The following is a 24,594-nucleotide window of genomic DNA, read 5'->3' on the forward strand; positions in this document are numbered from 1 at the left end:
CCATGTCGATTCAGTCAGCCGTCAAGCGCAAGACCGCCCCGGATATTCTGGCGCGCAAGAATGGCGAGCCGATCGTGATGCTCACCTCGTATCACGCGCATACGGCCTCGCTGGTCGATCGCTATTGCGACGTGATTCTCGTCGGCGACAGCCTCGGCAATGTCATGCACGGTTTCGAGACCACGGTGCCGGTGACGCTGGAAATGATGATCCTGCAGGGCCACGCGGTGATGCGCGGCTCCAAGCAGTCGCTCGTCGTCGTCGACATGCCGTTCGGTTCCTATGAGGCGTCGAAGGAGCAGGCGTTTCATTCTGCCGCGCGCATCATGAAGGAGACGCATTGCGGCGCCGTGAAGCTGGAAGGCGGCGCGCGTATGGCGGAGACGATCGCATTTCTTACCGAGCGCGGCATTCCGGTGATGGCGCATATCGGCCTTACACCACAATCCATCAACGCGCTCGGCTCGTTCCGCTCGCAGGGCAAGGACGAAGCCGAAGCGCTGGCGCGCGGCGAGAATGTCTCGGGTCCGATCCAGAATGACGCGATCGCAGTGGCGCAGGCCGGTGCCTTCTCCGTCGTGATCGAAGCGGTGGCCGAGCCGGTCGCGCGAAAGATCACGCAGACGATTGCGATCCCCACCATCGGCATCGGTGCCAGTTCGGCGTGCGACGGCCAGGTGCTGGTGCTCGAGGACATGCTCGGCCTCAATGCGCGCGTGCCAAAATTCGTGAAGAAGTATGGCAATCTCGGTTCCATGATCGAGGAGGCCATCCAAGACTATGCCAATGAGGTGCGCTCCCGTGCATTTCCGGCGCCCGAGCATGTCTATGGTGGCAAACTGAAAGCCTGACACAGACCGGCGCGCTGGTCGGGAATTTCGCATCAGGTTCGGTGTTGTAGCGGTAGGGCGACGACGGAGGATGGTCGATGATAAAGGCCTTGAAATATCTGACCCTTGCAGCTGCCTTCAGCGTGGTTCCTCAGGCCTGTTTCAGCGAGCCCGTGAAAAAGCCCCGCAAGGCCTATGTTCGCTCTGTCGAGCCGCGGCCGGTCTATCGATCCAAGGAAGATATCTATCGCGGCAATGCGGCCCTCGGCGGCAATAACGCCAATTCCGCCTATGGCTCGAACAGCGCCGAGGAAAACGCCAATGGCCGCACCAGCGGCGGCTTCGGCGGCAACTGAGTTCGGCACCGTTTGACTGCGTTAAGCTTTTCGGGATAACGCATTGATCGCATTGGCTTTGCCTTGCCAATGCCATAACGCTAGGGTATCGCCGCCGCCATGCTGGCGCCAATGCGCCCGGCAATGCTCGGGGTGAGCGCGGCTGATCCGCGACGGGAAATCTTTAAGTGTCTGAATTATTTAATGAAGTCGACGAGGACCTGCGTCGCGAGCAGCTCAAGAAGATTTGGGAGAAGTATTCGCTCCTGATCATTCTGGTCGCCATCCTGATCGTCGGCGGCGTCGGCGGCTGGCGCGCGTATTCCTATTTCGAGGCCAAGAAGGCCGCCGAAGCCGGCGCAGCCTTCGATAAGGCGTCGGAATTGTCCGAGCAGAACAAGCCGGCGGAAGCCGAAGCCGCGTTCACCAAGCTCGCTGCCGAGGCGCCATCGGGCTACCGTACGATGGCCCGTCTGCGCGCAGCCGGTGAGGCCGCCAAGCGCGATGTCGCCGCCGCCGTGAAACTTTATGACGAGGTCATCGCCGACAACACCGTTGGCGCTTCCGAGAAGGATCTCGCCCGCGTCCGCGCCGGCGCCTTGCTGGTGGAAACCACGCCTTACGATACGCTCCTGTCGAAGCTCGAGCCTGCCACATCGGCGACGTCAACCTATCGCCATTCGGCCCGCGAGCTGCTCGCTCTGGCCGCCTGGAAGGCCAACAATGCCGGCGAGACGCGGAAGTGGGTCGATCTGATTTCGAATGACGGCGAGACGCCGTCGAGCATCCGCACCCGCGCCGAAGCGCTGCAAGCCCTGCTGCCGCCTGCGGCGAAGAGCTGATTGCCGGTCTCCGAACGAGTTGAGTGAGAAGCCTATGCGCTCGTCGATGCAACGTCTTGTTTCCGCTGCTGTTCTCGTCACGCTTGCGAGCGTGCTGACGGGCTGCGGCGGTGCGTCCAGCTGGGATCCGTCGGATCTGCTCGACTTTATGGACACCAAGAAGAAGCTTCCCGGCGACCGCAAGCCGGTGTTCCCGGAAGGCGTCCCAGGTCTCGAACAGGGCGTGCCGCGCGATCTCTACAAGGAAAGCCAGCAGCGCCAGCAGGCCGAACAGGCCGCTGCTGCAGCCGCCGCAGCTCCGCCGCCGCAGGCCGCACCAGGCGCGCCGAGCGGTCGCAAGGCGTCGAAGTCGAAGAGCCGCGGCGATGGCGAGGTCGGTACCGTGCGCCAGGACGGTTCGCCCGCCGCTGCGGAAGAGGGCAGCGCTGCCGGCGTCGCCCAGCCGCCCGCCGGCCGCAAGATCACCCGCCGTCGCACCACCGCGCCGCCGCCGGAAGAGCCGGCAGCAGCACCTCCTCAGCAACAGCAGCAGCCTGCGTCGGCATTCCCGGCGCCGATGCCGTCGGGCAGTTTTTCGCGCTAACCTCGCGCGTAAGTGCGCATTGACAGAACGTCCATAACGGGCGCACGGATCGCCCCATGTCTTCTTATACGATTGCCATTATCGGCCGACCCAATGTCGGCAAGTCCACGCTGTTCAACCGTCTGGTCGGGCAGAAGCTGGCGCTTGTCGATGACACGCCCGGCGTCACCCGCGACCGTCGCGAGGGTGCGGCTCGTCTCGGCGATCTCGACTTCACCATTATCGATACCGCCGGCCTCGACGAAGGCGCCAAGGGCTCGCTGACCGCGCGGATGCAGGAGCAGACCGAGACCGCGATCGCGCTCGCCGACGCGCTGTTCTTCGTCATCGACGCGCGCATGGGCCTGACGCCGAACGACCGCGCTTTTGCGGACTTCGCACGCCGCGCTAACAAGCCGGTGCTGCTGCTTGCCAACAAGAGCGAAGGCAAGCATGGCGAAATCGGCGCGATGGAAAGCTACGCGCTCGGCCTCGGCGATCCCATCCAGATCTCCGCCGAACATGGCGAGGGCATGGGCGAGCTCTATGACGAGCTGGCCAAGCTGATGCCTGTGCCGGTCGAGGAAGAGGACGAAGAAGAGCCGATCGCGGAAGAGTGGACCGACGAGGAAATCGCCACGCGCCCGATCCGCGTCGCAATCGTCGGCCGCCCCAATGCGGGCAAATCAACGACGATCAACTATCTGCTCGGTGAGGAGCGCCTGCTGACGTCGCCTGAAGCGGGTACGACGCGCGACTCCATTTCGGTCGAATTGGACTACAAGGGGCGCGACTTCCGCCTGTTCGATACCGCGGGCCTGCGTCGCCGCTCGCGCATTGAAGAGAAGCTGGAAAAGCTCTCTGTCGCCGACGCTCTGCGCGCGATCCGCTTTGCGGAAGTCGTCGTGATGATGATGGACTCGCAGAACAAGTTCGAAGAGCAGGATCTGCGCATCACGGATCTCATCGAGCGCGAGGGCCGTGCGCTGGTGCTTGCCGTGAACAAGTGGGACCTCGTGGAGAAGCGGGGCGGCATGATCGGCCAGCTGCGTACCGAGGCCGATCACTGGCTGCCGCAGATCAAGAGTGTGCCCATCGTCGCGATTTCCGGCCTGATGGGCGAGGGCATCGATCGCCTGATGGCGGCGATCCAGGAATCCTACAAGATCTGGAACAAGCGTATCCCGACCGCGGCGCTGAACCGCTGGTTCGAGGATGCCATCGGCAACAATCCGCCGCCGGCAGTGTCAGGCCGTCGCCTGAAGCTGAACTACATCACCCAGACCAAAGCGCGCCCGCCGAGCTTCGTCGTGTTCTGCTCACGCGCCGACGCGGTGCCGACCAGCTATCTGCGCTATCTCACCAACAGCATGCGCGAAGCCTTTGAGCTGCCCGGCACCCCGATCCGCATCACGCTGCGTGAGAAGGCGAACCCGTTCGCGCATAAGCGCAAGCGGCCGAACTGAGCGCCTGTTGCTCGGATGAGCGAAGTGACATCCGGGGACCGGCGTTTCCACATGCGCCGACGTCCCGCATATCGCTCCGCTCATGCGGGCTACGGTCAGAAATTCACCGTCAGCCGTGTGTTGAACGAGCGCCCCATGCCCTTGACGCCAAAACCGTAGGCGGCTGACGAGCCCATCATCGAGACCACCTGATGGTTGACCAGATCGGCGCCACCGAGGGGGAGGTCGTAGGTCTGGTCGAACAGGTTGTCGATGCCGACATCGAGGCGTGCGTGTTGCCACTGATAGCCGCTGCGCAGATTGACAAGGGCATAGGCTGCGGTGGTCAGTTCGTTGCGGACCTGATTGACCTGGTTCTTGGCGCCGACGAGTTGCAGTTCGATGCTGTTGGTCCAGCCGCCGAGCTTGTGGTCGAGGGCGAGCTTCGCATTGAGCGGCATCATGCGATAGAGATCGACGCCGTCGGTGCGCTGGCCGGCGACATAGCCGATCAGGCCGCGAAGCTGCCCCTGGCCGTAAGCAAGGCTGTCCCAGACCGCGACGCGGGCTTCGACGTTGACGCCGTAAAGGACGGCGTCGTGATTGGCGAAGCGCAGATAGACGAAATCGTTGGTCGCCGTGAGATTGGCGGGATTGCTGGCAAGGCAGCTCGCCAGCGCGCAGCGATCGACGTCGATATAATCCTGCACATAGGTCGCATAGGGCGTGATCTTCACGTCCCAGAATTTTTGTGCGGCATCGTGCCAGCCGGCGGTGAAGCTCACGGTGTGGGCCTTCTCCGGCTTGAGGTCGAGATTGCCGACGTAACCGTTACCGTCGCCGAACCAGCCGATCATGCTCATGGCCATGGCATTGCTGGACCATGCATAGCGCTCATACAGATTGGGCGAGCGTGTCTTGCGGGCGAATCCGAGTTCGTACTGGCTCGCATCGTTCGGCGTGTAGCGGACGATGGCGGAGGCATCCATATGAACATCGGTGCGGGCGCGGTCAGCGGCGTTAAAGGCGGCAGCATCTGCGCCATACATCATCGCGTTATAGCCTTGCACCTCGCCGGTGTTCATCCACACCACGTCGTTGCGGATGCCGATGATGGAAGACCATTCGCGGCTCCAGTGTCGCTCCCATTCCACGAATGTGCCGACGCGGTTGCGGCTGCCGCCATTGATGGTGGAGAAGGTGTTCGGGCCCATCATCATCGAGCCTGCCACCGGCTTCCACCAGTCGTCGAGCCGGTTCATGGCGAGCTCGTTGCCGATGCGGAGCAGGTCGTGACTGGAGACGGGGATGGACGCCTTGATGGTGTAGCCGCCATCCAGCGACTTCGTGTCCATCGGCATGTCCGACACCTTGTCGGGCGCGATGAAGCCCATGGTGTGGCGGATCTGGTGCACGAAGGCAGTGGCTTCGAACTTGCCCCAGTCGAACACACCCTCGTAGCGGCCGTTTGCGTAGAGGCCGCGGTTATAGACCATGTCCATATACTGGTTCACATAGCCCTGATACGGGATGAACTGGCCGCCGACCTGCACCGTGAAGAGATTGCCGAAACTCTGCTTTGAGATGCTGATGGCGTGGTTCTGCGTCTCGTAAAGCGTCGAACGAATGGTGGAGCCGTCACCGGCCTTGTAATTGCCGGAGCGCGCCCAGCCGCCTGTATAGGTGACGCTGGTGTCGTGATTGGCCATGGTGGCGGTGGCATCGACGCCATAGGCATTGCCGTTGCTGCGGAAAAATCCGGAGAGCTGCGCGCTCGTGACCCAGCCGGCATCCTTCGGCGCGAAAGCGGGTGGCGCGGTGGTGACGTCGATGCGACTGCCGATGTAATCGCCGCCGACCGAGACCGGGCCGATGCCGAGATAGGCACGCATATTTGCGATCATCGCCGGATTGACGAAGGACAGCGGCGGATTCATTTCGTTCGGGCAGGCCGGGCTGATGAGCATGGAGTTCACCGCGACCTGCACGCGGTCGGCGCCCATGCCGTTGATGGCCGGCAGGCTGGAGACGCCGCCGGCGCCCCAGGCTGCGCCACCCGGCAGATCGCTCACGAGCGAAGCGGAGTCGCTGGAGGAGAGGGCGCGCTGCGTGCCTGTCAGCGTGGGTAAGGTCGTCGCCGGCGGTGGCGCCGTGCGCTCCTTCATCGACACCGGGACGGATGTGCGTGGTGCCGATGCAGCCGGCACCGCGGCTGCGGCGCGCGGCTTGCGCTGGCGATGATGCGGCGCATCGATGGTGACCGGCGGCAGTTGCGCCCGGGTCTGTGCAAGCGCGGATACGGCCAGCGACGGCATGAAGGCCGTGGTGGCGAGCGCTGCAGGGCTGCACAGGATGGATGTGGCGAGCAGGAGGGAGCGGCGAAGGCCGCATGAGCGACTGAACATGGGTATGGTGTCTTCTCGGGCGCGCAGGCGCTGCGGCGCGTGAAAGGAAGCGGGGCGCCATGGCGACGTCCCTGCCGGTGATGCGGCAAATGGAGGTGTGCTTTGCAAGCGGCCGCACGCAATCCGTGACGGGGGCAGACAATGTCTGCGCCGGTCAGCGTGCTGGCGATCAGGCCTGTGCGGGCGGTGCGCGCGCGCGATGCGCGCGGTCGATCGCGACGATGACGGCCGCGTCTGATGAGATGAGTTTGAATGCGATGCCGGGCGTGCGCTGGAGCGCGACGCGTGGCGCATCCGGCGGCGTCAGCAGTGCAAAAGCGGGACTGACGCAAAGCGGACAATGCGGCGCCGATGCAGCAGGAGCATTGGCGGGCGCATCGGCCTGGCCGGTGGGGGCCTGCACGTGGCAGATCCCGGAATCGGTGTAAGCGAGGGAAACGGGATGACCGGCGCCCAGCAGCAGCGCCAGCGTCACCTGCGCCGCCAGCACATAGGCCATCACACAGGCGACAAAGCCTGTTCGACGATGGCGATATGAGTGGCGATGCTGCACGATTTCGAGTTCCTCGCGGAGACTATCGGTAACTGATGGTGCCTTGGCAAGATGATGCCGATGGCTCCATCCGGTTTACATCCGTTGTGTAACCGCGAGGTCACGATGCAATTGCGATGGATCAATCGCGCGTGCGATGATCCAGAGCTGCAGGATGGGTGTCGCTTCGCTCAACCCATTCTGCACACGCCATCCTCACTTCAACGCATCCGAGATCAGCTTGAATTTCTGGATGCGTTTTCCAGTGTCGACTTCGGCCGTATAGACGTTGCCCTTGGCATCGACGGCCATGGCGTGAATCCAGTGGAATTGACCGGCATTGCGGCCGCTACGGCCGAGCGTGCCGACGACCTTGCCGTCGTCGCGATTGATGACGCGGATTTCGTTGTTCTCGCCGTCCGCCGTCAGCAACCAGGTCTGTTTCGGATCAGGCCACACGGCGATGTCCCACACTGCGCCATTGCCGAGCGTGGCTTTCTCGTAGAACCACTCCTTCACGAAGGAGCCGTCCTTCTTGAACACCTGCACGCGGTTGTTGATGCGGTCGCAGACATAGACCAGGCCGTCGCTGGCGATCTTCACGCAGTGGACGGGATTGGCGAATTGCTGCGACACTGGCGCGTTGGGATCATAGGGCGCCTGCTTGTCGTCATTAGGCTTGTTGCCATAGGCGCCCCAGTGCCGCTTATAGGCGCCGGTATTGGTATCGAACACGATGACGCGGCGATTGCCGTAGCCGTCGGCGACATAGATTTCGTTCGCATCCTTGTCGATGGCGGTCTCGGCGGGCTTGCCGAGTTGCGTCGTATCGTTGCTGCCCTTGCTCGGCGCGATCTTGCCGATCTGCATCACGAACTTGCCGTCGAGGGTGAATTTGAGGATCGCATTGTCGTTCGCTTCATTGCCGCCGATCCAGACAAAACCGTCGTCGCTGACCTCGATGCCATGCTCGCGGCCGACCCATTCATAGCCTTCGCCGGGGCCGCCCCAGGAACGGAGCAGATTGCCCTCGGCGTCGAATTCGAGCACCGGCGGCGCGGCGATACAGCATTTCGAGCGCGGCGGATTGAGCGAGGCGCCTTTCTCGTCATCGGTGAGCGATTTCGGGCGTTGGATCACCCAGACATGGCCGTTCTTGTCGGTGGTGATGCCGCCGACCTGGCCGAGGATCCAGTTATTGGGAAGCGGCTTTGGCCACGAGACTTCGACTTCGAAGCGGGGAATGTCGGCGGCGCGGGCGGAAAAGGCGGCGAGGGTGAGTGTTGCAGCAAGTGCGAACATGCGCAGGCGTGACGCCATGACGACCTCCCTGTGTGATGCGGGTTTGTCCCGCTTGGGAGGAAGTGTAGCTCGGATGGAGCGGAGTGCAATCGGGGTTATGCGTCTTGTACGCCTGCGTCTTCAAGCTCGCTGAAATTGGCGATGGTAACGCTGCCTTCTGGAAAGTGAGCGGTGATTTCAAGTGAGCCGCCCAAGGCTTCAATATAGCGCCGGAGGTTGCTCACATACATATCCGTGCGCCGTTCGAGTTTCGCCACGGCAGGCTGGCCAACCTTCAGTTCGCGCGCCAGCTCTTCCTGCGAACGTTGGCGCGCGTGACGTAACTCATGCAGTGCCATTTCCTTTTTCAAGCCATCGGCGCGCGCGGCGACACGCGCTTGACGCTCTGGCGAAAAGCCCTTGGTCAATTCCCTGAATGCGCGATGGCCGGCCATTAGATCGACCCTTCCTTCTTCAGTTCTTGGAGATGCACGTCATACAGCTTGTCCGCGACTGGTAGCATCTCGGCGTAAAAACGATCTTTGCCGGTCTTGTCTCCGCCAATCAGCAGAATCGCGGAACGGCGTGGGTCGAATGCGTAAAAAATCCGAAGCGGTCGGCCGCCGCTCTGTACGCGTAGCTCTCGCATATGAGTGTGTCGGGAGCCTCCGATGCCGGACGAGTACGGAAACGGCAACTTTGGCCCGCGCTCTGCGAGGAGCATGACTGAAGCAGTGACATCGTCCTGAGCGGATTCGCTGAGAGTGCTCCAGAAATCTCTCGCGAATTCGTCAGTATATTCGACGTTCCAGCTCATGGCAGGATATTCCATAAATGGAATGTTGCCAATAATTATTCCACGGGCGGTGTGAGGGTCGCAACACGCACTGCGTGTAGATCTTACGACGGCGCGTGAAAATCCATCACCTTACCGGTATTGTAGTCCACGAACTTGCCCGTCTCCGTCCATGACGGCAGGCATAGCGGCACGATCGCCTCGGCGGCCTGTGCCGGTGTGTCGAGGGTTTCCGGATCTTCGCCGGGCATCACGATGGCGCGCATATGGGTGCGGATCGGGCCGGGATTGAACAGGTTGACCCGCAGCGGCGTGGTGGCGGTCTCGTTGGCCCAGACGCGCACCAGCGCTTCCAGCGCGGCCTTGGAGGCGGCATACGGGCCGCGATAGGCTGAGGCCTTGTTGGCGGTGCCGGATGTCACGAAAACCGCGCGGCCGGCATCGGACTGCTGCAGCAGCGGCTCCATGCAGCGGATCAGCTGGAAGTTCGCATTGACGTTGACGTCCATGGTCTCGTTCCAGGATTTCGGTTCGACATGGCCGAGCGGCGAGGACGCACCGGCGACGCCGGCATTGCCGATCAGGATGTCGATCTTGCCGTGGCGCTCATGCAGCGCGGCGCCGAGACGCGCGACGCCGTCCCAATCGGTAACGCTAAGCGGCACCAGCGTAGCGCTGCCGCCTTCCGCACTGATGGCGTCGTCGAGCTCTTCAAGGCCGCCTTGTGTGCGGGCCACGGCGATGACATGCGCGCCGGCCTTGGCGAGTGCGATGGCAGTCGCATAGCCGATGCCGCGCGAGGCGCCGGTGACGAGAGCGATACGGGAGGCGAGGGATTTTGTCGTCATGATGCAGCTTCACTCCGCGCCCGGACTTGCTCCGGGCATCCACGTCTTTGTGAAGGGTTTTATAGACGTGGATGGCCGGGACAAGCCCGGCCATGACAGTGATTGATCGCGATCAAAGAGCTTGGCGGCTCAGCTCGCCTCGGCCAGCAGCGACAGCTGGCGGGGTCGTCGATCTCGGTCATGTCGGTGAGCGGGGTCGGGTAGTCGCCGGTGAAGCAGTGGTCAGCGAATTTCGGCTGGGCCGGATTGCGGCCGGGCTCACCCATGGCGCGGTAGATGCCGTCCACCGAGACGAAGGCCAGCGAATCCGCACCGATCAGTTCACGCATCTGCTCCAGCGAATGCGTGGCGGCCAGGAGGCCGGAGCGGTCGGGGTGTCGATGCCGTAATAATCGGGATGGGTGATCGGCGGCGATGCGATGCGGAAATGCACTTCCGTGGCGCCGGCATCGCGCATCATCTTCACGATCTTCTTCGAGGTGGTGCCGCGCACCAGGCTGTCGTCGATCAGGATGATGCGCTTGCCGGCGATGGCCGCGCGGTTGGCCGAATGCTTCATGCGCACGCCGAGCTCGCGCACGCTCTGGGTCGGTTGGATGAAGGTGCGGCCCACATAGTGATTGCGGATGATGCCGAGTTCGAACGGGATGCCTGACTGGCGGGAATAACCGATCGCGGCGGGCACGCCTGAGTCAGGCACCGGCACGACCACATCGGCTTCCACATGCGTCTCGCGGGCGAGTTCTTCGCCCATGCGCTTGCGGGTGTCGTAGACGGAGCGGCCGTCATTGATCGAGTCCGGGCGCGCGAAATAGATATATTCGAAGATGCAGGGGCGCGGCGGCTGCGGTGCGAACGGCTTGTGGCTCTGCGCACCCTTGTCGTCGAACACGACGACTTCGCCGGGCTCGATGTCGCGGATGTATTTGGCGCCGATGATGTCGAGGGCGCAGGTTTCCGATGCGAGGATCGGACAACCGTCGAGTTCACCAAGCACCAGCGGACGGATGCCGAGCGGATCGCGTGCGCCGACCAGCTTCTTGTTGGTGAGGGCGACCAGGGCATAGGCGCCTTCGATGGCGCGCAGGGCTTCGATATAGCGGTCGATGAAGGAGTTGCGCTTGGAATGCGCCACCAGATGCAGGATCACCTCGGTGTCGGTGGTCGACTGCATCATCGCGCCGTTCTTCACGAGCTCGCGGCGCAGCGTCAGGCCGTTGGTGAGGTTGCCGTTATGGGCGACGGCGAAGCCGCCTGCATTCAGTTCTGCGAACAGCGGCTGCACATTGCGCAGGATGGTTTCGCCGGTGGTGGAATAACGGGTGTGGCCGATGGCGGCACTGCCGGGGAGGCGTTCGATCACCTCGCGGCGGGAGAAGGTGTCGCCGACAAGACCGAGGCGGCGTTCGGAGTGGAAGCGACGGCCATCGAAGGCGACGATGCCGGCGGCTTCCTGACCGCGGTGCTGCAAGGCATGCAGGCCGAGCGCGGTGATGGCGGCGGCATCCGGATGACCGTAGATGCCGAATACGCCGCATTTCTCACGCAGCATGTCGCCGGAAAGATCGTCGTCCAGGTCGAAGCTGTTATGGGCTGCGCCGTCGTCGAAAGAGTTTTGCATCGGATGCACCGCGCCTCTGTTGTCGCGAGTCGTGCAACACACGCACCCTCGCGCAGTCAGTTCAAGCTCGGGACGGGTCAGCGTCCCGCGGGTTTGTCGATCAGCTTCTTCATGCTGTCGCGTGCCGTCTTGGAATAGCCATCGTTTCCACCCGGAGCGTCCGGCGCCGCTTCCGTCGACTCGTCTTCAGGCTTGTTCTTCTTGAACTTCTTCAAAATGGTGTTTTCAGGGTCATCCGGCAAGAGCGACATCAGCCAGTTCCCGGTAGATTCCAGCACCACGCGCGATTTTGCACCGGTGACCCAATCCGGACGCTGCTTGTCCGGAACCAGCCAGGTGAAGAACAGAAAGGCGACGACCACGATCAGCATGCCGCGGGCAAGGCCGAACAGGAAACCGAGGGTGCGGTCCAGCGCGCCGATGCGCGAGTCCAGGATCATGTCCGAGATGCGCACGGTGATGATGGAGACCACGATCAGCGTCAGCACGAACAGGCCGCCGATGGTGGCGGCGGTCGCGATGGTGTCGTTGGCGATATAGGATTTGGCGGAAGGAAGTACCTTCGGGAACGCGTAAAGCGTGACCAGGGCAGCGGCGCCCCAGGCGGCGATCGAGAGGATCTCGCGCATGAAGCCGCGCACCATCGCGAGCAGGCCGGAGATCAGCATGACGCCGAGCAGGACAAGGTCGAGAATGGTAATCGGCATCGTCGGGTCTGGTCCGCTCGGTCAGAAAACGCGAATCGGCAGCAAAGCCGCCAGTTCAGGTGACGGTGATATGGCACGTCTCGCGAGAGCGGAAAACCGCCTGCGGGCCATGCCACACATCAATGTTCCGCTTCGGATGAAGAACCTGAACGAAGCGTTGCGCGATGGCCACGTTTTTCGCGCGTGTTTTCTATAGCCGGCTGCGTGCGCGAGGTCACGCAACCGTCACCCGTTGTCGCGGCGGAAACGAGCAGGGGCAGTGCTTTTCTCGCTCTGTGTGGTATTGCCGCCATCGCGCGCCGGTTTGACGCCGCGGGCGGCGATCTCGGCCACCAGTGTCGTGAGATTGCCGACGCTGTTGAGCGTGAGGCCCGCATCGCCGCCGGGATCGCCGCGCGCAGCCTCCGGCAGCACCGCGCGACCGAAGCCGAGTTTTGCGGCCTCCTTCAGCCGTGCGGAGGTCTGCGCGACCGGGCGCACCGCGCCAGACAGCGAGATTTCACCGAAATAGACGGCATCGGTGGGCAAGGGCGCGTTGCAGAGCGAGGAGACGAGGGCGGCAGCCGCCGCCATGTCGGCCGCGGGCTCATTGATCCGCAGGCCGCCGGCGACGTTGAAGTAGACGTCGTAGCCGGAGAGTTTGACGCCGCAATGCGCCTCCAGCACCGCGAGCACCATCGAGAGGCGCGAACTATCCCAGCCGACCACGGCGCGCCGGGGGGTGCCGAGTGTCGTCGGGGCAACCAAAGCTTGCAACTCGACCAGCACGGGGCGGGTGCCCTCCATGCCGCCGAACACCGCGGTGCCGGGCGAGCCGAGATCGCGATCGGACAGGAAGAGTTCGGACGGGTTCGAAACTTCGCGCAGGCCGAGCCCGGTCATCTCAAATACGCCGATCTCGTCGGTGGGGCCGAAACGGTTCTTCACGGCGCGCAGAATGCGGAACTGCTGCGAGCCTTCACCCTCGAAGGACATCACCGCATCGACCATATGCTCGACCACGCGCGGGCCGGCGATCTGGCCATCCTTGGTGACATGGCCCACCAGGATGATGGTGGCGCCGGTCTTCTTGGCGAAGCGAATGAGCGCCTGAGCGGAGGCGCGGACCTGGGTCACGGTGCCGGGCGCGGATTCCACCGTGTCGGTCCACATGGTCTGGATCGAGTCGATCACGATCAGCCGCGGTACGGTGCCTTCGGAAAGCGTGGCGACGATGTCCTCCACCGAGGTCTCGGAGGCAAGCTGCACCGGCGCATCGGCGAGGCCGAGGCGGGCGGCGCGTAGCCGCACCTGTGCCACCGCTTCTTCACCGGAGATATAGACGACGCGGTGGCCGGCCTTGGCCATCATGGAGGTCGCCTGCGTCAGCAGCGTTGATTTGCCGATGCCGGGGTCACCGCCGATCAGGATAATGGAGCCGCGGACAAAACCGCCGCCGGTGACGCGGTCAAGTTCGCCCATGCCCGATGGAATACGCGGCGCGTCCTGGCTGCTGCCGGTCAGGCTTTCCAGATTAAAGGTGCGCCCCTTGCGCTTGGAGCGCGCCGAGACAGGGATCGCGGTGGCGCTGTCCTCGGCCGCCAGCGTATTCCACTCGCCGCACGCCTCGCACTTGCCCTGCCACTTGTTATAGGCAGCGCCGCAATTCTGGCAGACGAAAGAGGGGGCGGATTTGGCCATGGGATGGAATCGCTTCTGGGTGGGGCTTGCCGAACTCCCATTGTAGGCAAGACGATGCCCTCCGTCGATCCCGTTTTGTTCTTTTTAAGCCGGTGCAGGCCTGATCGTCACGTCGATACGATCGAGGTCGGCCCGGGATACGCGGCGTCGAGAGAGATGGCCGCTTATTTGCCGAGACGCGGGCGTGGCCTCGGTCCATCGGCCAGGGCAACCACCACCAGGATTTCATCGGGTCGCGGCGCGTGGCCCACGGTGACGTCGATCGTGTCGATGAAGTCTAGTGCCCATGGGTCATCCTTGTGGCCGATCGGCACATTGATGGTCGCACCGACGGCACCGATGATCACATTGGAGGGGATGAGCGCCGCACCGCCGCCGATCGCTTCGCGCATCGGTTTGCCCATGCGGGGATGCAGCACGGCCGCACCATGTTCGATATCGCCGGAGGTGCCGACGATGGCGGCCTTGCCATAGCAGATGGCGGCGCCCGGCAACGCGGCGAGGGCTTCCTTCACCAGGAGAGCGCCGAGTTCGGCGCCGAATGGAAAGAGCTCGCTGACATCGTCGCGCGCGCTGCTCGCCAACGGATTGGCAACGACGGCGCAGGCTGCCACGCGCGTGGTGCGTGCGGTCGCATCGAGCCTGCCTTCGACGTGCACACAATCCTTGATGATGGTGAGACGATGGATCTTCATTGCAACCCCATGAGCGGCTGCCAGCTGATTTCGCGATGCATCGTCATCTCTTCTTAACGACGTTCGTCAAGGTAAATAACAACTCCGCGTTGACGGTTGGTGGTGCTCATTTAAGTCTGGCGTCCGAGAGTTTTCCAACTGGATTTCACGGGACCTGATCATGAAGAATTCAATTGCCGCTGCCATCGTTGCCGTCGCCGGTCTGGCGCTGCCGAGCGTTGCGTCTGCCGGTTGCTATAACTGCTACGCGCCGCCGCCGTGCACCACCTGCTATCAGCAGCAGGTGATCCCGCCGCAGTATCGCACGGTGGAGGAGACAGTGCAGGTGGCTCCGAGCCGCGTCGTTCGTCATCACCGTCCAGCACAGTATCGCACCGTGATGGTGCCGAAGACCGTGATGGTCGCGCCAGCCAGTGTCGACTATGAGCGCATCCCGGCGCAGTACGCGACCCAGCAGCGCACCGTGCAGGTGGCGCCGGCGCAGGTCTATTATCAGCCGGTGCAGACGGGCTGCGCGAGCTGCGGCCGCAACGGCTTCAATTTCGGCTTCGGCTCGGGCTACGGCGCTTACGGCTACTAAGCCAGCCGCGCTGTTATGAGTTTCGATCGGCCGCCGCGAGGCGGCCGATTTGCTTTTTGAGCTACGCGTCGATGTCAGATCACATGCAGGCCCGATAGCACCATGCTCGCGCCGGCGATCAGCATGATGCCGTCCATGATGCGGCGAAACGTTTCCACGCTCAGCTTCAGCACATAGCGCTTGGCGATAAAGGCGCCGAACATTAGCGAGGCACCAGCGATCAGGCCCTTCACCAGCACCGCCATGTCGAGCGCGCCGAAGCGCTGGAAGGTGATCGATTTGCTGAGATACAGGCCGAGCGAACTCGCGGCCTCGGTGGCGAGGAAAGCGCCCTTGGCGAGGCCGTAAAACAAAAATAGCGGCACGCTGAGCGGACCGCTGGAGACGACGATGCCGGTGAGATAGCCGATGACCGCGCCGCCGAGCGCGAGCTGCCACAGGCCGATGGTGAAGGAGCGTTTCGCCAGCCAGTGCCGCAGCGGCACCATGGCGATGAAGAACACGCCGATGGTGAGATCGACCGCCTGCGACGGCAGCACCAGCAGCGTGCGGGCGCCGAGGGCGGCGGCCGGAATGCCGGTGAGCGAATAGGCCAGCGTGGCGCGCCAGTCGATCTCGCGCCACCACGCCATGATGCGCGAGAGATTGGCCATCACGGCCGCGACAGCCATGATCGGTACCGCTTCCTTCGGCCCGAATTCATAGATCAGCACCGGCATCAGCATGATCGACGAACCGGTGCCGACGATGCCGGAAATGGTGCCGGCCAAAAGGCCAACGGCGCAGACGAAGATGAAGCTGCTGATCAACGCCGTGCGTCCCTGAGCGAATCTCGATTGCTCTTAGTCTGCCTCTGTCGCGGCACGTCCAACAGCGTTATCCAGCGCCAAGCGGACGTCATTCAACGCAAGCGCAGCGTCAGCCGCCCGTGTAAACCCGCTGATAGCGCCGGCCCAGGCTCGTCAGCACTTCATACGGAATCGTGCCGAAGTGATGGGCGAGGTCGTTCACGGTGAGGCCGTCGCCGATCAATGTGGCCATGTGACCACGACGCGCCGCGTTTGGCGGCAGGTCGGTGATGTCGATGGCCATCAGGTCCATGGAGATGCGGCCGGCGATGGGGCAGCGCTGGCCGGCGATCACAACTTCGGTGCCGCGCGAGCCGTCGCTGCTGCCGGCGGCGCGGAAATAGCCATCTGCATAGCCCGACGCGACGATGGCAAGGCGGGTCGGGCGGCGCGCGGTCCAGGTGGCGCCATAGCCGACGGTGTCGCCGCGGGCGACATCGCGGGTCTGCAGGATGCGCGCCTTGAGCGTAACCACCGGCAGCATGGGATTGGCGGCTTCCGGCGTCGGGTTGACGCCGTAGATCGCAGCACCCGGGCGCACCATGTCGAACATGTAGCTCGGCCCGAGATAGATGCCCGACGAATTGGCGAGCGACGAGGTGACGCCCGAGAACAGATGCGCGATCTCGCGGAAGGCACCGACCTGTTTTGGATTCAAGGGATTGTTGAGCTGTTCGGCGCAGGCGAGATGGCTGATCACCAGCGTAAAGCCGTGATTGCCGGAATTGATGCGCGGCGCCAGGCTCGCCGCTTCGTCCGGCGACAGGCCGAGCCGGCTCATGCCGGTATCGACATGAACGCCGGCACCGCCAGCCCAGTTGGTGCGGCGGCAGAACATGTCCCATTCGGCGAGTTCATCGAGCGTGCCGATGACCGGTTGGGCCTTGATGGCGGCGAAGGCGTCGCCCGCATTGGGCGACAGGCCGTTCAGCACATAGATCGCTGCATCCGGCGCGCCTTCGCGGGCGGCACGCGCCTCGTCGATCGTCGCGACGAAGAAGGTCTTGCAGCCGGCCTTGGCGAGCGCAGGGACGACGCGATCGATGCCGCAGCCATAGGCGTCGGCTTTGACAGCGGCACCGCATTCGGCCGGCACGCTGGCTTTTTCCAGCTTGCGCCAGTTGGTGACGATGGCGTCGAGATCGATAGTGAGGAGGCCGGTGGCCGTGGGGGCGAGGTCGGCGGTGGTCGTGGTTTCGGTCATCGATGGGTCTCGGGTGATCGCCGTCCTGCGTAACAGGAGCAAACTCTCGGTTGTCATCGCCCGACTCGATCGGGCGATCCAGTAAACACCGGTCAACGTGAGAATTATGACCGACGGTGTCTACTGGATTACCCGCTTTCGCGGGTAATGACAGTCAGGAGGAATGCCGCCGCGACTAAATCACTCGTGCTGCACTGCCGGCATGTACTGGTCGCCCTCGGCGAGATCGCTGAAGCGCGTAAACTGGCCTTCGAACTGCAGGGGGACCGCTCCCGTGGGACCATGTCGCTGTTTGGCGACGATCACCTCGGCCTTGCCGTGGACCATCGACATGTCGAGCATCCATTTCTCGTGCTCCGGCGTCCCTGCCTTCGGCTCTTTGGCCTGCAGGTAATACTCCTCGCGATAGACGAACATCACGACGTCGGCGTCCTGCTCGATCGATCCGGATTCACGCAAGTCGGCGAGCTGCGGGCGCTTGTCCTCGCGGTTTTCAACCTGACGCGACAGCTGCGAGAGGGCGATGATGGGGACGTTCAGCTCTTTCGCCAGCGCCTTGAGGTTGGTGGTGATCTCGGTGACTTCCTGCACGCGGTTGTCGGAGCGCTTGCCCGAGCCCTGCAGCAACTGGATGTAGTCCACCATGATCACGTCGAGGCCCTTCTGCCGCTTCAGGCGGCGGGCGCGGGCGGTGAGCTGCGAGATCGACAGGCCGCCGGTTTCGTCCACATAGAGTGGCAGGTTCTGCAGCTTGATCGTGTAGTCGCGGACCTTGTCGAACTGGTCCTGGGTGATGCCGCCGCGGCGGATCAGGCTCGACGAGATTTCGGTCTGTTCGGCGAGAATACGGGTGGCCAGCTGTTCGGCCGACATTTCGCACGAGAAGAAGCCGACCACGCCGCCATTGATCGTCTTGTTGGTGCCGTCAGGTTGCAGCTCGGCCTGATAGGCGGCGGCGATGTTGTAGGCGATGTTGGTGGCCAGCGAGGTCTTGCCCATGGCGGGACGGCCGGCCAACACGATCAAGTCGGAGCGCTGCAATCCACCCATGCGACCGTCGAGGTCGCGCAGGCCGGTGGAGATGCCGGACAGTTTTCCGTCGCGCTGATAGGCATTGGCTGCCATTTCGAGGGCGGTGGTCATGGCCTGCGAGAAACGCTGGAAACCGCCGTCGTAGCGGCCGGCTTCGGCGAGCTCATAGAGCCGGCGCTCGGCGTCCTCGATCTGGGCGCGCGGCGCGAAATCCACGGGCGCGTCATAGGCGACATTGACCATGTCCTCGCCGACGCCGATCAGCTGGCGGCGGATCGCGAGGTCATAGATGCTGCGACCGTAGTCTTGCGCATTGATGATGGTGGTCGCTTCGGCGGCGAGGCGGGCGAGGTATTGCGCGACCGTCATGCCGCCGAGATCGGTATCGGCGGGCAGGAAGGTCTTCAGAGTCACCGGGGTGGCGATCTTGCCGGCGCGGATGATGCTGGCCGCAGTGTCGAAAATGGTCTGGTGCAGCGGCTCGTAGAAGTGCTCGGGCTTCAGAAAGTCCGACACGCGGTAGAACGCGTCATTATTGACCAGCATGGCCCCGAGCACGCCCTGTTCGGCCTCGATATTATGCGGCGCGCTGCGATAGGCAGGCGTACCGGCTTCGGGGGCGAGCTTGAGGACGTTGGAATCGGATGCGGCCATAGTGCTGAAAATCTCGCTCGAATGGGGCGGATGCGCGGCCCCGGACATAAGCGCACTGGCGCGGGCGGGGGGAGCACAGATCAGCCTTATGCCCGATTCACACTGCGCCTTGTGGGAAATCGCCGGCATTTCCATTCGACGCTTGACGCGTTCCGACCGGTGGCGCGGGCAGGTTCCTCAACGGCTCCTTAAAGGAACCCGAAAAATTGCCGGGCAGGCCTGAACCGGACAGCGACTTGTCTCACTTATAACAAGAACAGGGATTGCAATTGCGCCACACCCGGAACCCGAATCGGGCTTCGGACGTTGGAACGCAATGACAAGAGGCGTGAAGGACAGGTCGATGGGTCAGCATCAGCCGTTTTCGGCAGCCGACGATAATGCGTGGTTGTCCAGTCTGGTCGATACGTTCGAGCAGACCGAAGAACTGTCCGGGCAGCAATGTGACCCGGCGGCGCTTGCGGCCGTCATGGCCCGCTTGCAGAGCCCGACGCCAGCGCGCCGCAATCTCTCGCGTCGGGCCGAAGTACTGCAGCTGTCGTTTTGATATCTCGCTGATATCTTTTGGGCGATTTGAGCGAAGCAGGGCTCATCGCCATCTGCACCGATATGTCCTGGCAGACTCGTCCTGTCTTGTGACGCTGACTCCACTCCCCAAATCGCCTCATCTCCCCAACGGTGTTAGCCCGCCATGTCGCGACTATTGCCGCGCGTGATTTGGACGCGCCTGTCAAACAGGCTGCGCGGGGACGAATGATGCGCGCTCGCCTCACGCCCGAACTGTTCACAGCGGCGTGCACAGCTTGCGTCACGAGGCCGCTTCCATTCGGAACGCAATCGTCTACAACATGTCTAAATTGGTGACCTGCACTTTCGGGAGATTGATATGTTGAGCCGAGCGCTCAGTTTAGCGACGGCGATGCTCCTGATAGGCCTCGCAGCACCTTCCTCCTTCATCGCTCCCGCCAACGCGCAGAACCTCGAGGCCGGCAAATCGCCGGCGCAGCTGTTCAATGGCAATTGCTCGGTCTGCCACAAGAGCGCGCGCGGGCTGCTGAAGAGCGTTGCGCCCGGCCAGTTACAGAGCTTCTTGCGTCAGCACTATACGACCAGCGCCGACATGGCGAAGGTGATGAGTGCCTATGTCACCGCCAATGGCGCCGGCGCCAGCGGCGGTGGTCGTCGCGGCAATGACGATGGCCTGACCCGCCAGGGCCGCGAACTCTCCCGCGAGCAGCAGCCGGCACCCGCCGATGCAGCGCCCGCCGGTCGCCAGCGCCCCGCGGCAGCGGAGCGTCAGCAGGCGCAGCCGGGTCCCGATGGCGCCGCGCCGGCCGAACAGCCGACGCGCCGCAACCGCAATGCCAAACGTCAGCCGCCTGCCGAGACCGCTTCACCCGATGCGGCCAAGCCTGCCGGTGAGGCCCAGGCGCCCGCCGAGGCCGAACGTCCTGTCAATCAGAAGCAGAAGGGCAAGAAGAACCGTCGCCATCAGGAAGAGCCGAAGCCGGATACGGTGAAGGACGAGCCGAAGAAGGACGACGCCAAGCCGGCCACCGACAAGGCCGAGCCTGCGAAGCCCGTCGAGGACAGCAAGCCTGAAGCCAAGCCTGAAGCAAAGCCTGAGCCGAAGGCGGAGACGCCGCCAGCAACGCGGAGCGATCCAGTCCCGGCCGTGACCCCGGCACCGAAGGAGCCGGAGTCGAGCGCGCCCGCGGCTGCAACGCCGCCTGCTGCGGCGCCTGCACCTGAGCCGGCCAAGCCGAGCGCAGACTGACACGCGACACAGAAAAAGCCCGGCCGTGAGGCCGGGCTTTTTTGTATGGCTTGAGAGGATCCTGGATCTGCGATGCAGCGTGTTGTGCTGCACCGAGTCCGGGACCAATCAAATTTAGCCGTTGTCTTCGTCGTCGCCGCCCTGGGCTTCCGGATCGAAGAATTCGCCGGCAGCGGCGAGGGCTTCGGCGGCAGCGTCCTGGTCATCCTTGCGCGACGAGATGTCTTCGCCACGGTTGATGCGCTCGGCTTCAGCTTCAGAGCGGGCCACGGTGACGCTGACGGTGACTTCGACTTCCGGATGCACGGCGATCGAGATCGTGTGCTGGCCGATGGTCTTGATCGGGGCGTCGAGCAGCACCTGGCTGCGGGCGAAGGTGATGCCATCGGCTTCGAACGAAGCGATGATGTCGCGCACCGAGACCGAGCCGAACAGCTGGCCGGTTTCCGATGCCTGGCGGATGACGACGACGTTGCGGCCGTCGATCTGCTCGGCAACCTTGGTGGCTTCGCCCTTGGCCTTGATGTTGTTGGCTTCGAGTTCAGCCTTCATGCCATCATACTTGCCGCGGTTGGCGGCGGTGGCGCGCAGCGCCTTGCCGCGCTTGAGCAGGAAGTTACGGGCGTAACCGTCCTTGACGCGGACGACTTCGCCCATCTGGCCGAGCTTGGCGACGCGTTCCAGCAGAATGACTTCCATTTTAGATCTCCTTGTTTGTGTTCGATGTTGTCAGATGTTGCAGTGAAGCTTTGTCACGCCACCGATGGGGCGGGCGACGTTCGCCAAGACGCTGGCGAAATCCGAAAAAGGCATCGGCAAGGCCTAGACAGGCCGCCACGAGAATGGGCCAGCCAAGAACGAGCGTCATGGCATACACCATGCTCAACACGATCGTGCGGCTGCCCAGGCCGGTGGTGAGTGCATGCAAGGTCGCAAAACCCGTGAAGGCATAGGCCATCAGCAGCGTTGCCGAGACGATCTGCGCGAAGATGCCGACGATGCCGCCGAGGAAGATCAGCGCGATCGCGACGCACAGCACCACCAATGTCATTGGCGGCAAGGCAAGCGTGTGCAGATCCGGCCACGGCCGCTTGAGCCGGCCTGAGGTCGATGTGATGCGGCCGGCGAGCCAGAGGTTCAGCGTCAGCGTGATGATGGCAACCACCGATGCGGCCGACGGCGCGATCATTGCGATGGTGTTGGCGATGGTGTCGCTGTCACCTTCCGTACGGCCGGCCATGATGCGACCGAAGGAGCGCTTAAGCGTGCCGAGGATCGTCTCGCTGTCGGTACCGAGCGTCAGCAAGGCCGCCATTGTGGTGATCGAGGCGAACACGGCGATCCACAACAGGATACGGCCGATCGGATACCACTCCGATTTCGGTTCGGCAGGGCCGGTGACCGATGCGGGGGCTTCCACTGCGCGGCCGAGCAGCGCGAGATGGCCGAGCCACCAGGCAGGCAACGCGATCGTAATGGCGAAAATGGCGAGATAGCCCATGCCGAACATCAGGCCGAGCGAGGTCGCAGCCGCAATGCCGCCGATCGTGGCGGTCATCGGACCCCAGCCGAGGCATGCGACCATCAGCGGGAGCGGGGCGAGATAGAACAGGAAAATGGAGACCAGCGCGCCCGAAATAATCGAGGCGAACATCACGGCGGAGGCAGCGCCCGCGGCAAGCGCGATGAGGAGACTGGAGATCATCAGCTGTCCCGCCCCCTTTGAGCGGTTAGGAGCATTTCGCCCCAACCATCGGCGACCGGACGACCCGGAAGCCTTATGAGAAAAAAGAAAGAGCGACCGGCGGTGCGAGACCGCCGGTCGGAAACGTCTTAGCGGATCACGTAGGGCAGCAGGCCGAGGAAGCGGGCGCGCTTGATGGCGCGGGCCAGCTCGCGCTGCTTCTTGGCGGACACGGCCGTGATGCGGCTCGGCACGATCTTGCCGCGCTCGGACACGTAACGCATCAGCAGCTTGCTATCCTTGTAATCGATCTTCGGCGCATTGGCTCCCGTGAACGGGCAGGTCTTGCGGCGACGGAAGAACGGGCGACGTGCACCAGCTTCAGCCATGTTTCTTACTCCTCAACCGATGCTTCGTTATCTTCACGCGGGCGGCGCGGGCCGCGATCCGGACGGTCGCCACGGAAACCGCCTTCACGGTCGCCACGGAAACCACCACCCGGACGATCATCGCGTTCACGATCGCGATCGGCCTTACGCATCATCGCCGACGGACCTTCCTCGTGCTCTTCGACACGGGTGGTCAGATAACGGATGACGTCTTCATTGATGCGCTCCTGGCGCTCGATCTCGACGATCGCGGCCGACGGTGCATCGATGTTCAGCAGAACGAAGTGAGCCTTGCGGTTCTTGTTCATGCGGTAGGTGAGGGAGCGCACGCCCCAATTCTCGGTCTTGGTGATCTTGCCGCCAGCGCCTTCGACGATGGTGGTGATCTGCGCGGTGAAATCTTCCACCTGCTGCGCACTCGCGTCCTGACGCGCGAGGAAAACATGCTCGTAGAGAGCCATGGGAGTCCTTTCCAGTGTTAGCGCATCACCCGGCGGCAAGCCCTTCGAACCCTTCGGAAAGGACTCGACTGCTCAGAAGGCGGAAGCACGGGACGACGGACCGACTGGCCCTATCGCAACATAATCTCTGTGGATTTAAGACAGGTGGATTGTGCTGTGACCGTCCGTTCAGCTCCCGGCCGGGATCTGCGGATCGGCGCCTTATACGGATTTTTGCCGGAATGGCAAGGGAAAGGGGACGGTAGCGGCATGTGCGGCGAGTGTCCGGCAAATAGCGGCGGGAACCCGGTTCTGGCGCTGCAACTTGACATCGGCGGCCATGCCAGTGTCTTACGGCGCACGTTTTCAGCAGTTTAACCGAAAAAGCGAGACCGGGGCGAGCCGATGACCGCAGCATTCACATTTCCCGGCCAGGGTTCCCAGGCCGTCGGTATGGGCAAGGCCCTGGCTGACGCGTTCCCCGCTGCCAAGGCTGTCTTCGACGAGGTCGATTCGGCGCTCGGCGAGAAGCTGACCGCCATTATTTGGGAAGGTCCGGCCGAAACCCTGCAATTGACCCAGAATGCCCAGCCGGCGCTGATGGCCGTTTCGCTGGCCACCATGCGTGTGCTCGAGACCGAAGCCGGTATTTCCCTGGCCAGGGACGCCGCGTTCGTCGCTGGCCACTCGCTGGGCGAATATTCGGCGCTGGCAGCAGCCGGCAGCCTCTCCATCAGCGACGCCGCGCGCCTGCTGCGGACCCGCGGCCAGGCCATGCAGAAGGCTGTGCCGGTGGGCGTCGGCGCCATGGCTGCGCTGCTGGGCATGGAATATGACGCAGCGGTCGCCGTTGCTGCCGAAGCGGCGCAGGGCCAGGTTTGCCAGGCCGCCAATGACAATGGCGGTGGACAGGTGGTTGTGTCCGGCGACAAGGCGGCGGTGGATCGCGCCGTTGAGATCGCCAAGGCCAAAGGCGCCAAGCGCGCCATGCTGCTGCCGGTGTCGGCGCCGTTCCATTGCAGCCTGATGCAGCCCGCCGCCGACGTAATGGCCGAGGCGCTGGCAAAGGTCACCATCAACAAGCCGGCGGCACCGCTGGTGTCCAACGTGCTGGCCGCGGCGATCACCGATCCCGACGAAATCCGTCGCCGTCTGATCGAGCAGGTCACCGGCACCGTGCGCTGGCGCGAGTCCGTCGCTTATATGGCCGGGCAGGGCGTTACTCATTTTCTGGAGATCGGCGCCGGCAAGGTGCTGAGCGGTCTCGTGAAGCGTATTGCAGACGGTGCCGTCGGCGTTGCCGTCGGTGGCCCCAATGACATTGCCGCAGCCAAGGACGCGCTGACCGCAGCGAAGTGACGTAGTCTTCACCTCTCCCCACCGGGGAGAGGTGATCCGAGCGTCGTT

At 63.4% G+C, this 24,594-nt stretch carries 26 protein-coding genes and 1 pseudogene; 10 read left to right on the forward strand and 17 right to left on the reverse strand.

Annotation, left to right across the window (positions count from 1 at the left end; all coding sequences use genetic code 11):
• Positions 1-2 precede the first annotated feature (2 nt).
• The 5 genes from panB to der all read left to right on the forward strand — a co-directional run bounded on the left by panB (position 3) and on the right by der (position 4,035).
• Positions 3-851, forward strand: coding sequence for a 3-methyl-2-oxobutanoate hydroxymethyltransferase (panB, locus tag RPMA_RS13215; protein WP_211913223.1), 849 nt, complete (start codon positions 3-5; stop codon positions 849-851).
• 77 nt (positions 852-928) lie between these two features.
• On the forward strand, positions 929-1,186 hold the full coding sequence (locus tag RPMA_RS13220; RefSeq protein ID WP_211913224.1) for a hypothetical protein: 258 nt from the start codon (positions 929-931) through the stop codon (positions 1,184-1,186).
• Between the two features lie 167 nt (positions 1,187-1,353).
• Positions 1,354-2,007 (forward strand): tetratricopeptide repeat protein, encoded by a 654-nt coding sequence (locus RPMA_RS13225; protein ID WP_211913225.1) that lies wholly within the window; start codon positions 1,354-1,356, stop codon positions 2,005-2,007.
• Between the two features lie 46 nt (positions 2,008-2,053).
• Complete coding sequence (locus RPMA_RS13230) at positions 2,054-2,590, forward strand: hypothetical protein (protein WP_249225660.1); 537 nt, start codon at positions 2,054-2,056, stop codon at positions 2,588-2,590.
• A gap of 56 nt (positions 2,591-2,646) precedes the next feature.
• The gene (gene der / locus RPMA_RS13235; RefSeq protein ID WP_211913227.1) at positions 2,647-4,035 is read left to right on the forward strand and encodes a ribosome biogenesis GTPase Der; all 1,389 of its coding nucleotides are present in this window, start codon (positions 2,647-2,649) and stop codon (positions 4,033-4,035) included.
• Between the two features lie 95 nt (positions 4,036-4,130).
• Here the strand turns inward: der and RPMA_RS13240 are convergent, their stop codons facing one another.
• The 8 genes and pseudogenes from RPMA_RS13240 to RPMA_RS13275 all read right to left on the reverse strand — a co-directional run bounded on the left by RPMA_RS13240 (position 4,131) and on the right by RPMA_RS13275 (position 12,204).
• On the reverse strand, positions 4,131-6,419 hold the full coding sequence (locus tag RPMA_RS13240; RefSeq protein WP_211913228.1) for a TonB-dependent receptor: 2,289 nt from the start codon (positions 6,417-6,419) through the stop codon (positions 4,131-4,133).
• 169 nt (positions 6,420-6,588) lie between these two features.
• Positions 6,589-6,972 (reverse strand): hypothetical protein, encoded by a 384-nt coding sequence (locus tag RPMA_RS13245; RefSeq protein WP_211913229.1) that lies wholly within the window; start codon positions 6,970-6,972, stop codon positions 6,589-6,591.
• A gap of 195 nt (positions 6,973-7,167) precedes the next feature.
• Complete coding sequence (locus RPMA_RS13250; protein ID WP_211913230.1) at positions 7,168-8,271, reverse strand: NHL repeat-containing protein; 1,104 nt, start codon at positions 8,269-8,271, stop codon at positions 7,168-7,170.
• Positions 8,272-8,348: 77 nt separating this feature from the next.
• Positions 8,349-8,687 (reverse strand): XRE family transcriptional regulator, encoded by a 339-nt coding sequence (locus tag RPMA_RS13255; protein ID WP_211913231.1) that lies wholly within the window; start codon positions 8,685-8,687, stop codon positions 8,349-8,351.
• Positions 8,687-9,049: a type II toxin-antitoxin system RelE/ParE family toxin gene (locus RPMA_RS13260; protein ID WP_211913232.1), complete on the reverse strand. Its 363-nt coding sequence runs from the start codon at positions 9,047-9,049 to the stop codon at positions 8,687-8,689. The genes RPMA_RS13255 and RPMA_RS13260 overlap by 1 nt, the downstream gene beginning before the upstream one ends.
• A gap of 83 nt (positions 9,050-9,132) precedes the next feature.
• The gene (locus RPMA_RS13265) at positions 9,133-9,876 is read right to left on the reverse strand and encodes an SDR family NAD(P)-dependent oxidoreductase (protein WP_211913233.1); all 744 of its coding nucleotides are present in this window, start codon (positions 9,874-9,876) and stop codon (positions 9,133-9,135) included.
• Positions 9,877-10,005: 129 nt separating this feature from the next.
• Positions 10,006-11,497 (reverse strand): annotated as a pseudogene (purF, locus tag RPMA_RS13270) (amidophosphoribosyltransferase).
• A gap of 77 nt (positions 11,498-11,574) precedes the next feature.
• Positions 11,575-12,204 carry a CvpA family protein gene (locus RPMA_RS13275; RefSeq protein WP_211913234.1) on the reverse strand — a complete coding sequence of 210 codons (630 nt, stop codon included), beginning with the start codon at positions 12,202-12,204 and terminating at the stop codon, positions 11,575-11,577.
• Between RPMA_RS13275 and RPMA_RS13280 the strand changes: the two genes are divergently transcribed.
• Positions 12,191-12,400 carry a hypothetical protein gene (locus tag RPMA_RS13280; RefSeq protein WP_211913235.1) on the forward strand — a complete coding sequence of 70 codons (210 nt, stop codon included), beginning with the start codon at positions 12,191-12,193 and terminating at the stop codon, positions 12,398-12,400. The genes RPMA_RS13275 and RPMA_RS13280 overlap by 14 nt on opposite strands.
• A gap of 29 nt (positions 12,401-12,429) precedes the next feature.
• On the opposite strand, the gene radA is transcribed toward RPMA_RS13280, so the two are convergent.
• Entirely contained in the window at positions 12,430-13,884 is a 1,455-nt protein-coding gene (gene radA, locus RPMA_RS13285; protein ID WP_211913236.1) for a DNA repair protein RadA, read from the reverse strand.
• 164 nt (positions 13,885-14,048) lie between these two features.
• Positions 14,049-14,579, reverse strand: coding sequence for an amino acid synthesis family protein (locus tag RPMA_RS13290; protein WP_211913237.1), 531 nt, complete (start codon positions 14,577-14,579; stop codon positions 14,049-14,051).
• A gap of 160 nt (positions 14,580-14,739) precedes the next feature.
• On the opposite strand from RPMA_RS13290, the gene RPMA_RS13295 reads away from it, so the two are divergent.
• The gene (locus RPMA_RS13295; RefSeq protein WP_408056529.1) at positions 14,740-15,159 is read left to right on the forward strand and encodes a hypothetical protein; all 420 of its coding nucleotides are present in this window, start codon (positions 14,740-14,742) and stop codon (positions 15,157-15,159) included.
• A gap of 74 nt (positions 15,160-15,233) precedes the next feature.
• Here the strand turns inward: RPMA_RS13295 and RPMA_RS13300 are convergent, their stop codons facing one another.
• The 3 genes from RPMA_RS13300 to RPMA_RS13310 form a co-directional block, all read right to left on the reverse strand.
• Positions 15,234-15,968, reverse strand: coding sequence for a sulfite exporter TauE/SafE family protein (locus RPMA_RS13300; RefSeq protein WP_249225661.1), 735 nt, complete (start codon positions 15,966-15,968; stop codon positions 15,234-15,236).
• Between the two features lie 109 nt (positions 15,969-16,077).
• Positions 16,078-17,211 (reverse strand): alanine racemase, encoded by a 1,134-nt coding sequence (alr, locus tag RPMA_RS13305; protein WP_211913238.1) that lies wholly within the window; start codon positions 17,209-17,211, stop codon positions 16,078-16,080.
• 180 nt (positions 17,212-17,391) lie between these two features.
• Entirely contained in the window at positions 17,392-18,897 is a 1,506-nt protein-coding gene (locus RPMA_RS13310; RefSeq protein WP_211913239.1) for a replicative DNA helicase, read from the reverse strand.
• A 343-nt stretch (positions 18,898-19,240) separates the two neighbouring features.
• On the opposite strand from RPMA_RS13310, the gene RPMA_RS13315 reads away from it, so the two are divergent.
• Positions 19,241-19,444, forward strand: a complete 204-nt coding sequence (locus tag RPMA_RS13315) for a hypothetical protein (protein ID WP_211913240.1) — start codon at positions 19,241-19,243, stop codon at positions 19,442-19,444.
• 339 nt (positions 19,445-19,783) lie between these two features.
• On the forward strand, positions 19,784-20,674 hold the full coding sequence (locus RPMA_RS13320) for a hypothetical protein (protein ID WP_211913241.1): 891 nt from the start codon (positions 19,784-19,786) through the stop codon (positions 20,672-20,674).
• Between the two features lie 114 nt (positions 20,675-20,788).
• Here RPMA_RS13320 and rplI read toward each other — a convergent pair whose 3' ends face one another.
• The 4 genes from rplI to rpsF form a co-directional block, all read right to left on the reverse strand.
• Complete coding sequence (gene rplI / locus RPMA_RS13325; protein WP_211913242.1) at positions 20,789-21,373, reverse strand: 50S ribosomal protein L9; 585 nt, start codon at positions 21,371-21,373, stop codon at positions 20,789-20,791.
• Between the two features lies 1 nt (position 21,374).
• Positions 21,375-22,379 (reverse strand): YybS family protein, encoded by a 1,005-nt coding sequence (locus RPMA_RS13330; RefSeq protein ID WP_249225662.1) that lies wholly within the window; start codon positions 22,377-22,379, stop codon positions 21,375-21,377.
• 128 nt (positions 22,380-22,507) lie between these two features.
• Positions 22,508-22,747: a 30S ribosomal protein S18 gene (gene rpsR / locus RPMA_RS13335; protein WP_011158623.1), complete on the reverse strand. Its 240-nt coding sequence runs from the start codon at positions 22,745-22,747 to the stop codon at positions 22,508-22,510.
• 5 nt (positions 22,748-22,752) lie between these two features.
• The gene (rpsF, locus tag RPMA_RS13340) at positions 22,753-23,208 is read right to left on the reverse strand and encodes a 30S ribosomal protein S6 (RefSeq protein ID WP_211913243.1); all 456 of its coding nucleotides are present in this window, start codon (positions 23,206-23,208) and stop codon (positions 22,753-22,755) included.
• 384 nt (positions 23,209-23,592) lie between these two features.
• On the opposite strand from rpsF, the gene fabD reads away from it, so the two are divergent.
• Positions 23,593-24,546 carry an ACP S-malonyltransferase gene (fabD, locus tag RPMA_RS13345; protein WP_211913244.1) on the forward strand — a complete coding sequence of 318 codons (954 nt, stop codon included), beginning with the start codon at positions 23,593-23,595 and terminating at the stop codon, positions 24,544-24,546.
• Positions 24,547-24,594 lie beyond the last annotated feature (48 nt).

This window comes from Tardiphaga alba (genome assembly GCF_018279705.1).
In the GTDB taxonomy this organism is placed as follows: Bacteria; Pseudomonadota; Alphaproteobacteria; order Rhizobiales; family Xanthobacteraceae; genus Tardiphaga; species Tardiphaga alba.

Bases quoted from the DNA above. Each gene is read 5' to 3' on its own strand.
- RPMA_RS13275 (WP_211913234.1), bottom strand. From the start codon at position 12,204: ATGCCGATTACCATTCTCGACCTTGTCCTGCTCGGCGTCATGCTGATC.
- RPMA_RS13250 (WP_211913230.1), bottom strand. From the start codon at position 8,271: ATGGCGTCACGCCTGCGCATGTTCGCACTTGCTGCAACACTCACCCTC.
- RPMA_RS13310 (WP_211913239.1), bottom strand. From the start codon at position 18,897: ATGGCCGCATCCGATTCCAACGTCCTCAAGCTCGCCCCCGAAGCCGGT.
- RPMA_RS13220 (WP_211913224.1), top strand. From the start codon at position 929: ATGATAAAGGCCTTGAAATATCTGACCCTTGCAGCTGCCTTCAGCGTG.
- RPMA_RS13255 (WP_211913231.1), bottom strand. From the start codon at position 8,687: ATGGCCGGCCATCGCGCATTCAGGGAATTGACCAAGGGCTTTTCGCCA.
- rpsF (WP_211913243.1), bottom strand. From the start codon at position 23,208: ATGGCTCTCTACGAGCATGTTTTCCTCGCGCGTCAGGACGCGAGTGCG.
- panB (WP_211913223.1), top strand. From the start codon at position 3: ATGTCGATTCAGTCAGCCGTCAAGCGCAAGACCGCCCCGGATATTCTG.
- RPMA_RS13260 (WP_211913232.1), bottom strand. From the start codon at position 9,049: ATGAGCTGGAACGTCGAATATACTGACGAATTCGCGAGAGATTTCTGG.
- RPMA_RS13315 (WP_211913240.1), top strand. From the start codon at position 19,241: ATGGGTCAGCATCAGCCGTTTTCGGCAGCCGACGATAATGCGTGGTTG.
- RPMA_RS13280 (WP_211913235.1), top strand. From the start codon at position 12,191: ATGGTAATCGGCATCGTCGGGTCTGGTCCGCTCGGTCAGAAAACGCGA.
- RPMA_RS13320 (WP_211913241.1), top strand. From the start codon at position 19,784: ATGTTGAGCCGAGCGCTCAGTTTAGCGACGGCGATGCTCCTGATAGGC.
- der (WP_211913227.1), top strand. From the start codon at position 2,647: ATGTCTTCTTATACGATTGCCATTATCGGCCGACCCAATGTCGGCAAG.
- radA (WP_211913236.1), bottom strand. From the start codon at position 13,884: ATGGCCAAATCCGCCCCCTCTTTCGTCTGCCAGAATTGCGGCGCTGCC.
- RPMA_RS13265 (WP_211913233.1), bottom strand. From the start codon at position 9,876: ATGACGACAAAATCCCTCGCCTCCCGTATCGCTCTCGTCACCGGCGCC.
- RPMA_RS13295 (WP_408056529.1), top strand. From the start codon at position 14,740: ATGAAGAATTCAATTGCCGCTGCCATCGTTGCCGTCGCCGGTCTGGCG.
- RPMA_RS13230 (WP_249225660.1), top strand. From the start codon at position 2,054: ATGCAACGTCTTGTTTCCGCTGCTGTTCTCGTCACGCTTGCGAGCGTG.
- alr (WP_211913238.1), bottom strand. From the start codon at position 17,211: ATGACCGAAACCACGACCACCGCCGACCTCGCCCCCACGGCCACCGGC.
- RPMA_RS13290 (WP_211913237.1), bottom strand. From the start codon at position 14,579: ATGAAGATCCATCGTCTCACCATCATCAAGGATTGTGTGCACGTCGAA.
- RPMA_RS13330 (WP_249225662.1), bottom strand. From the start codon at position 22,379: ATGATCTCCAGTCTCCTCATCGCGCTTGCCGCGGGCGCTGCCTCCGCC.
- rpsR (WP_011158623.1), bottom strand. From the start codon at position 22,747: ATGGCTGAAGCTGGTGCACGTCGCCCGTTCTTCCGTCGCCGCAAGACC.
- fabD (WP_211913244.1), top strand. From the start codon at position 23,593: ATGACCGCAGCATTCACATTTCCCGGCCAGGGTTCCCAGGCCGTCGGT.
- rplI (WP_211913242.1), bottom strand. From the start codon at position 21,373: ATGGAAGTCATTCTGCTGGAACGCGTCGCCAAGCTCGGCCAGATGGGC.
- RPMA_RS13240 (WP_211913228.1), bottom strand. From the start codon at position 6,419: ATGTTCAGTCGCTCATGCGGCCTTCGCCGCTCCCTCCTGCTCGCCACA.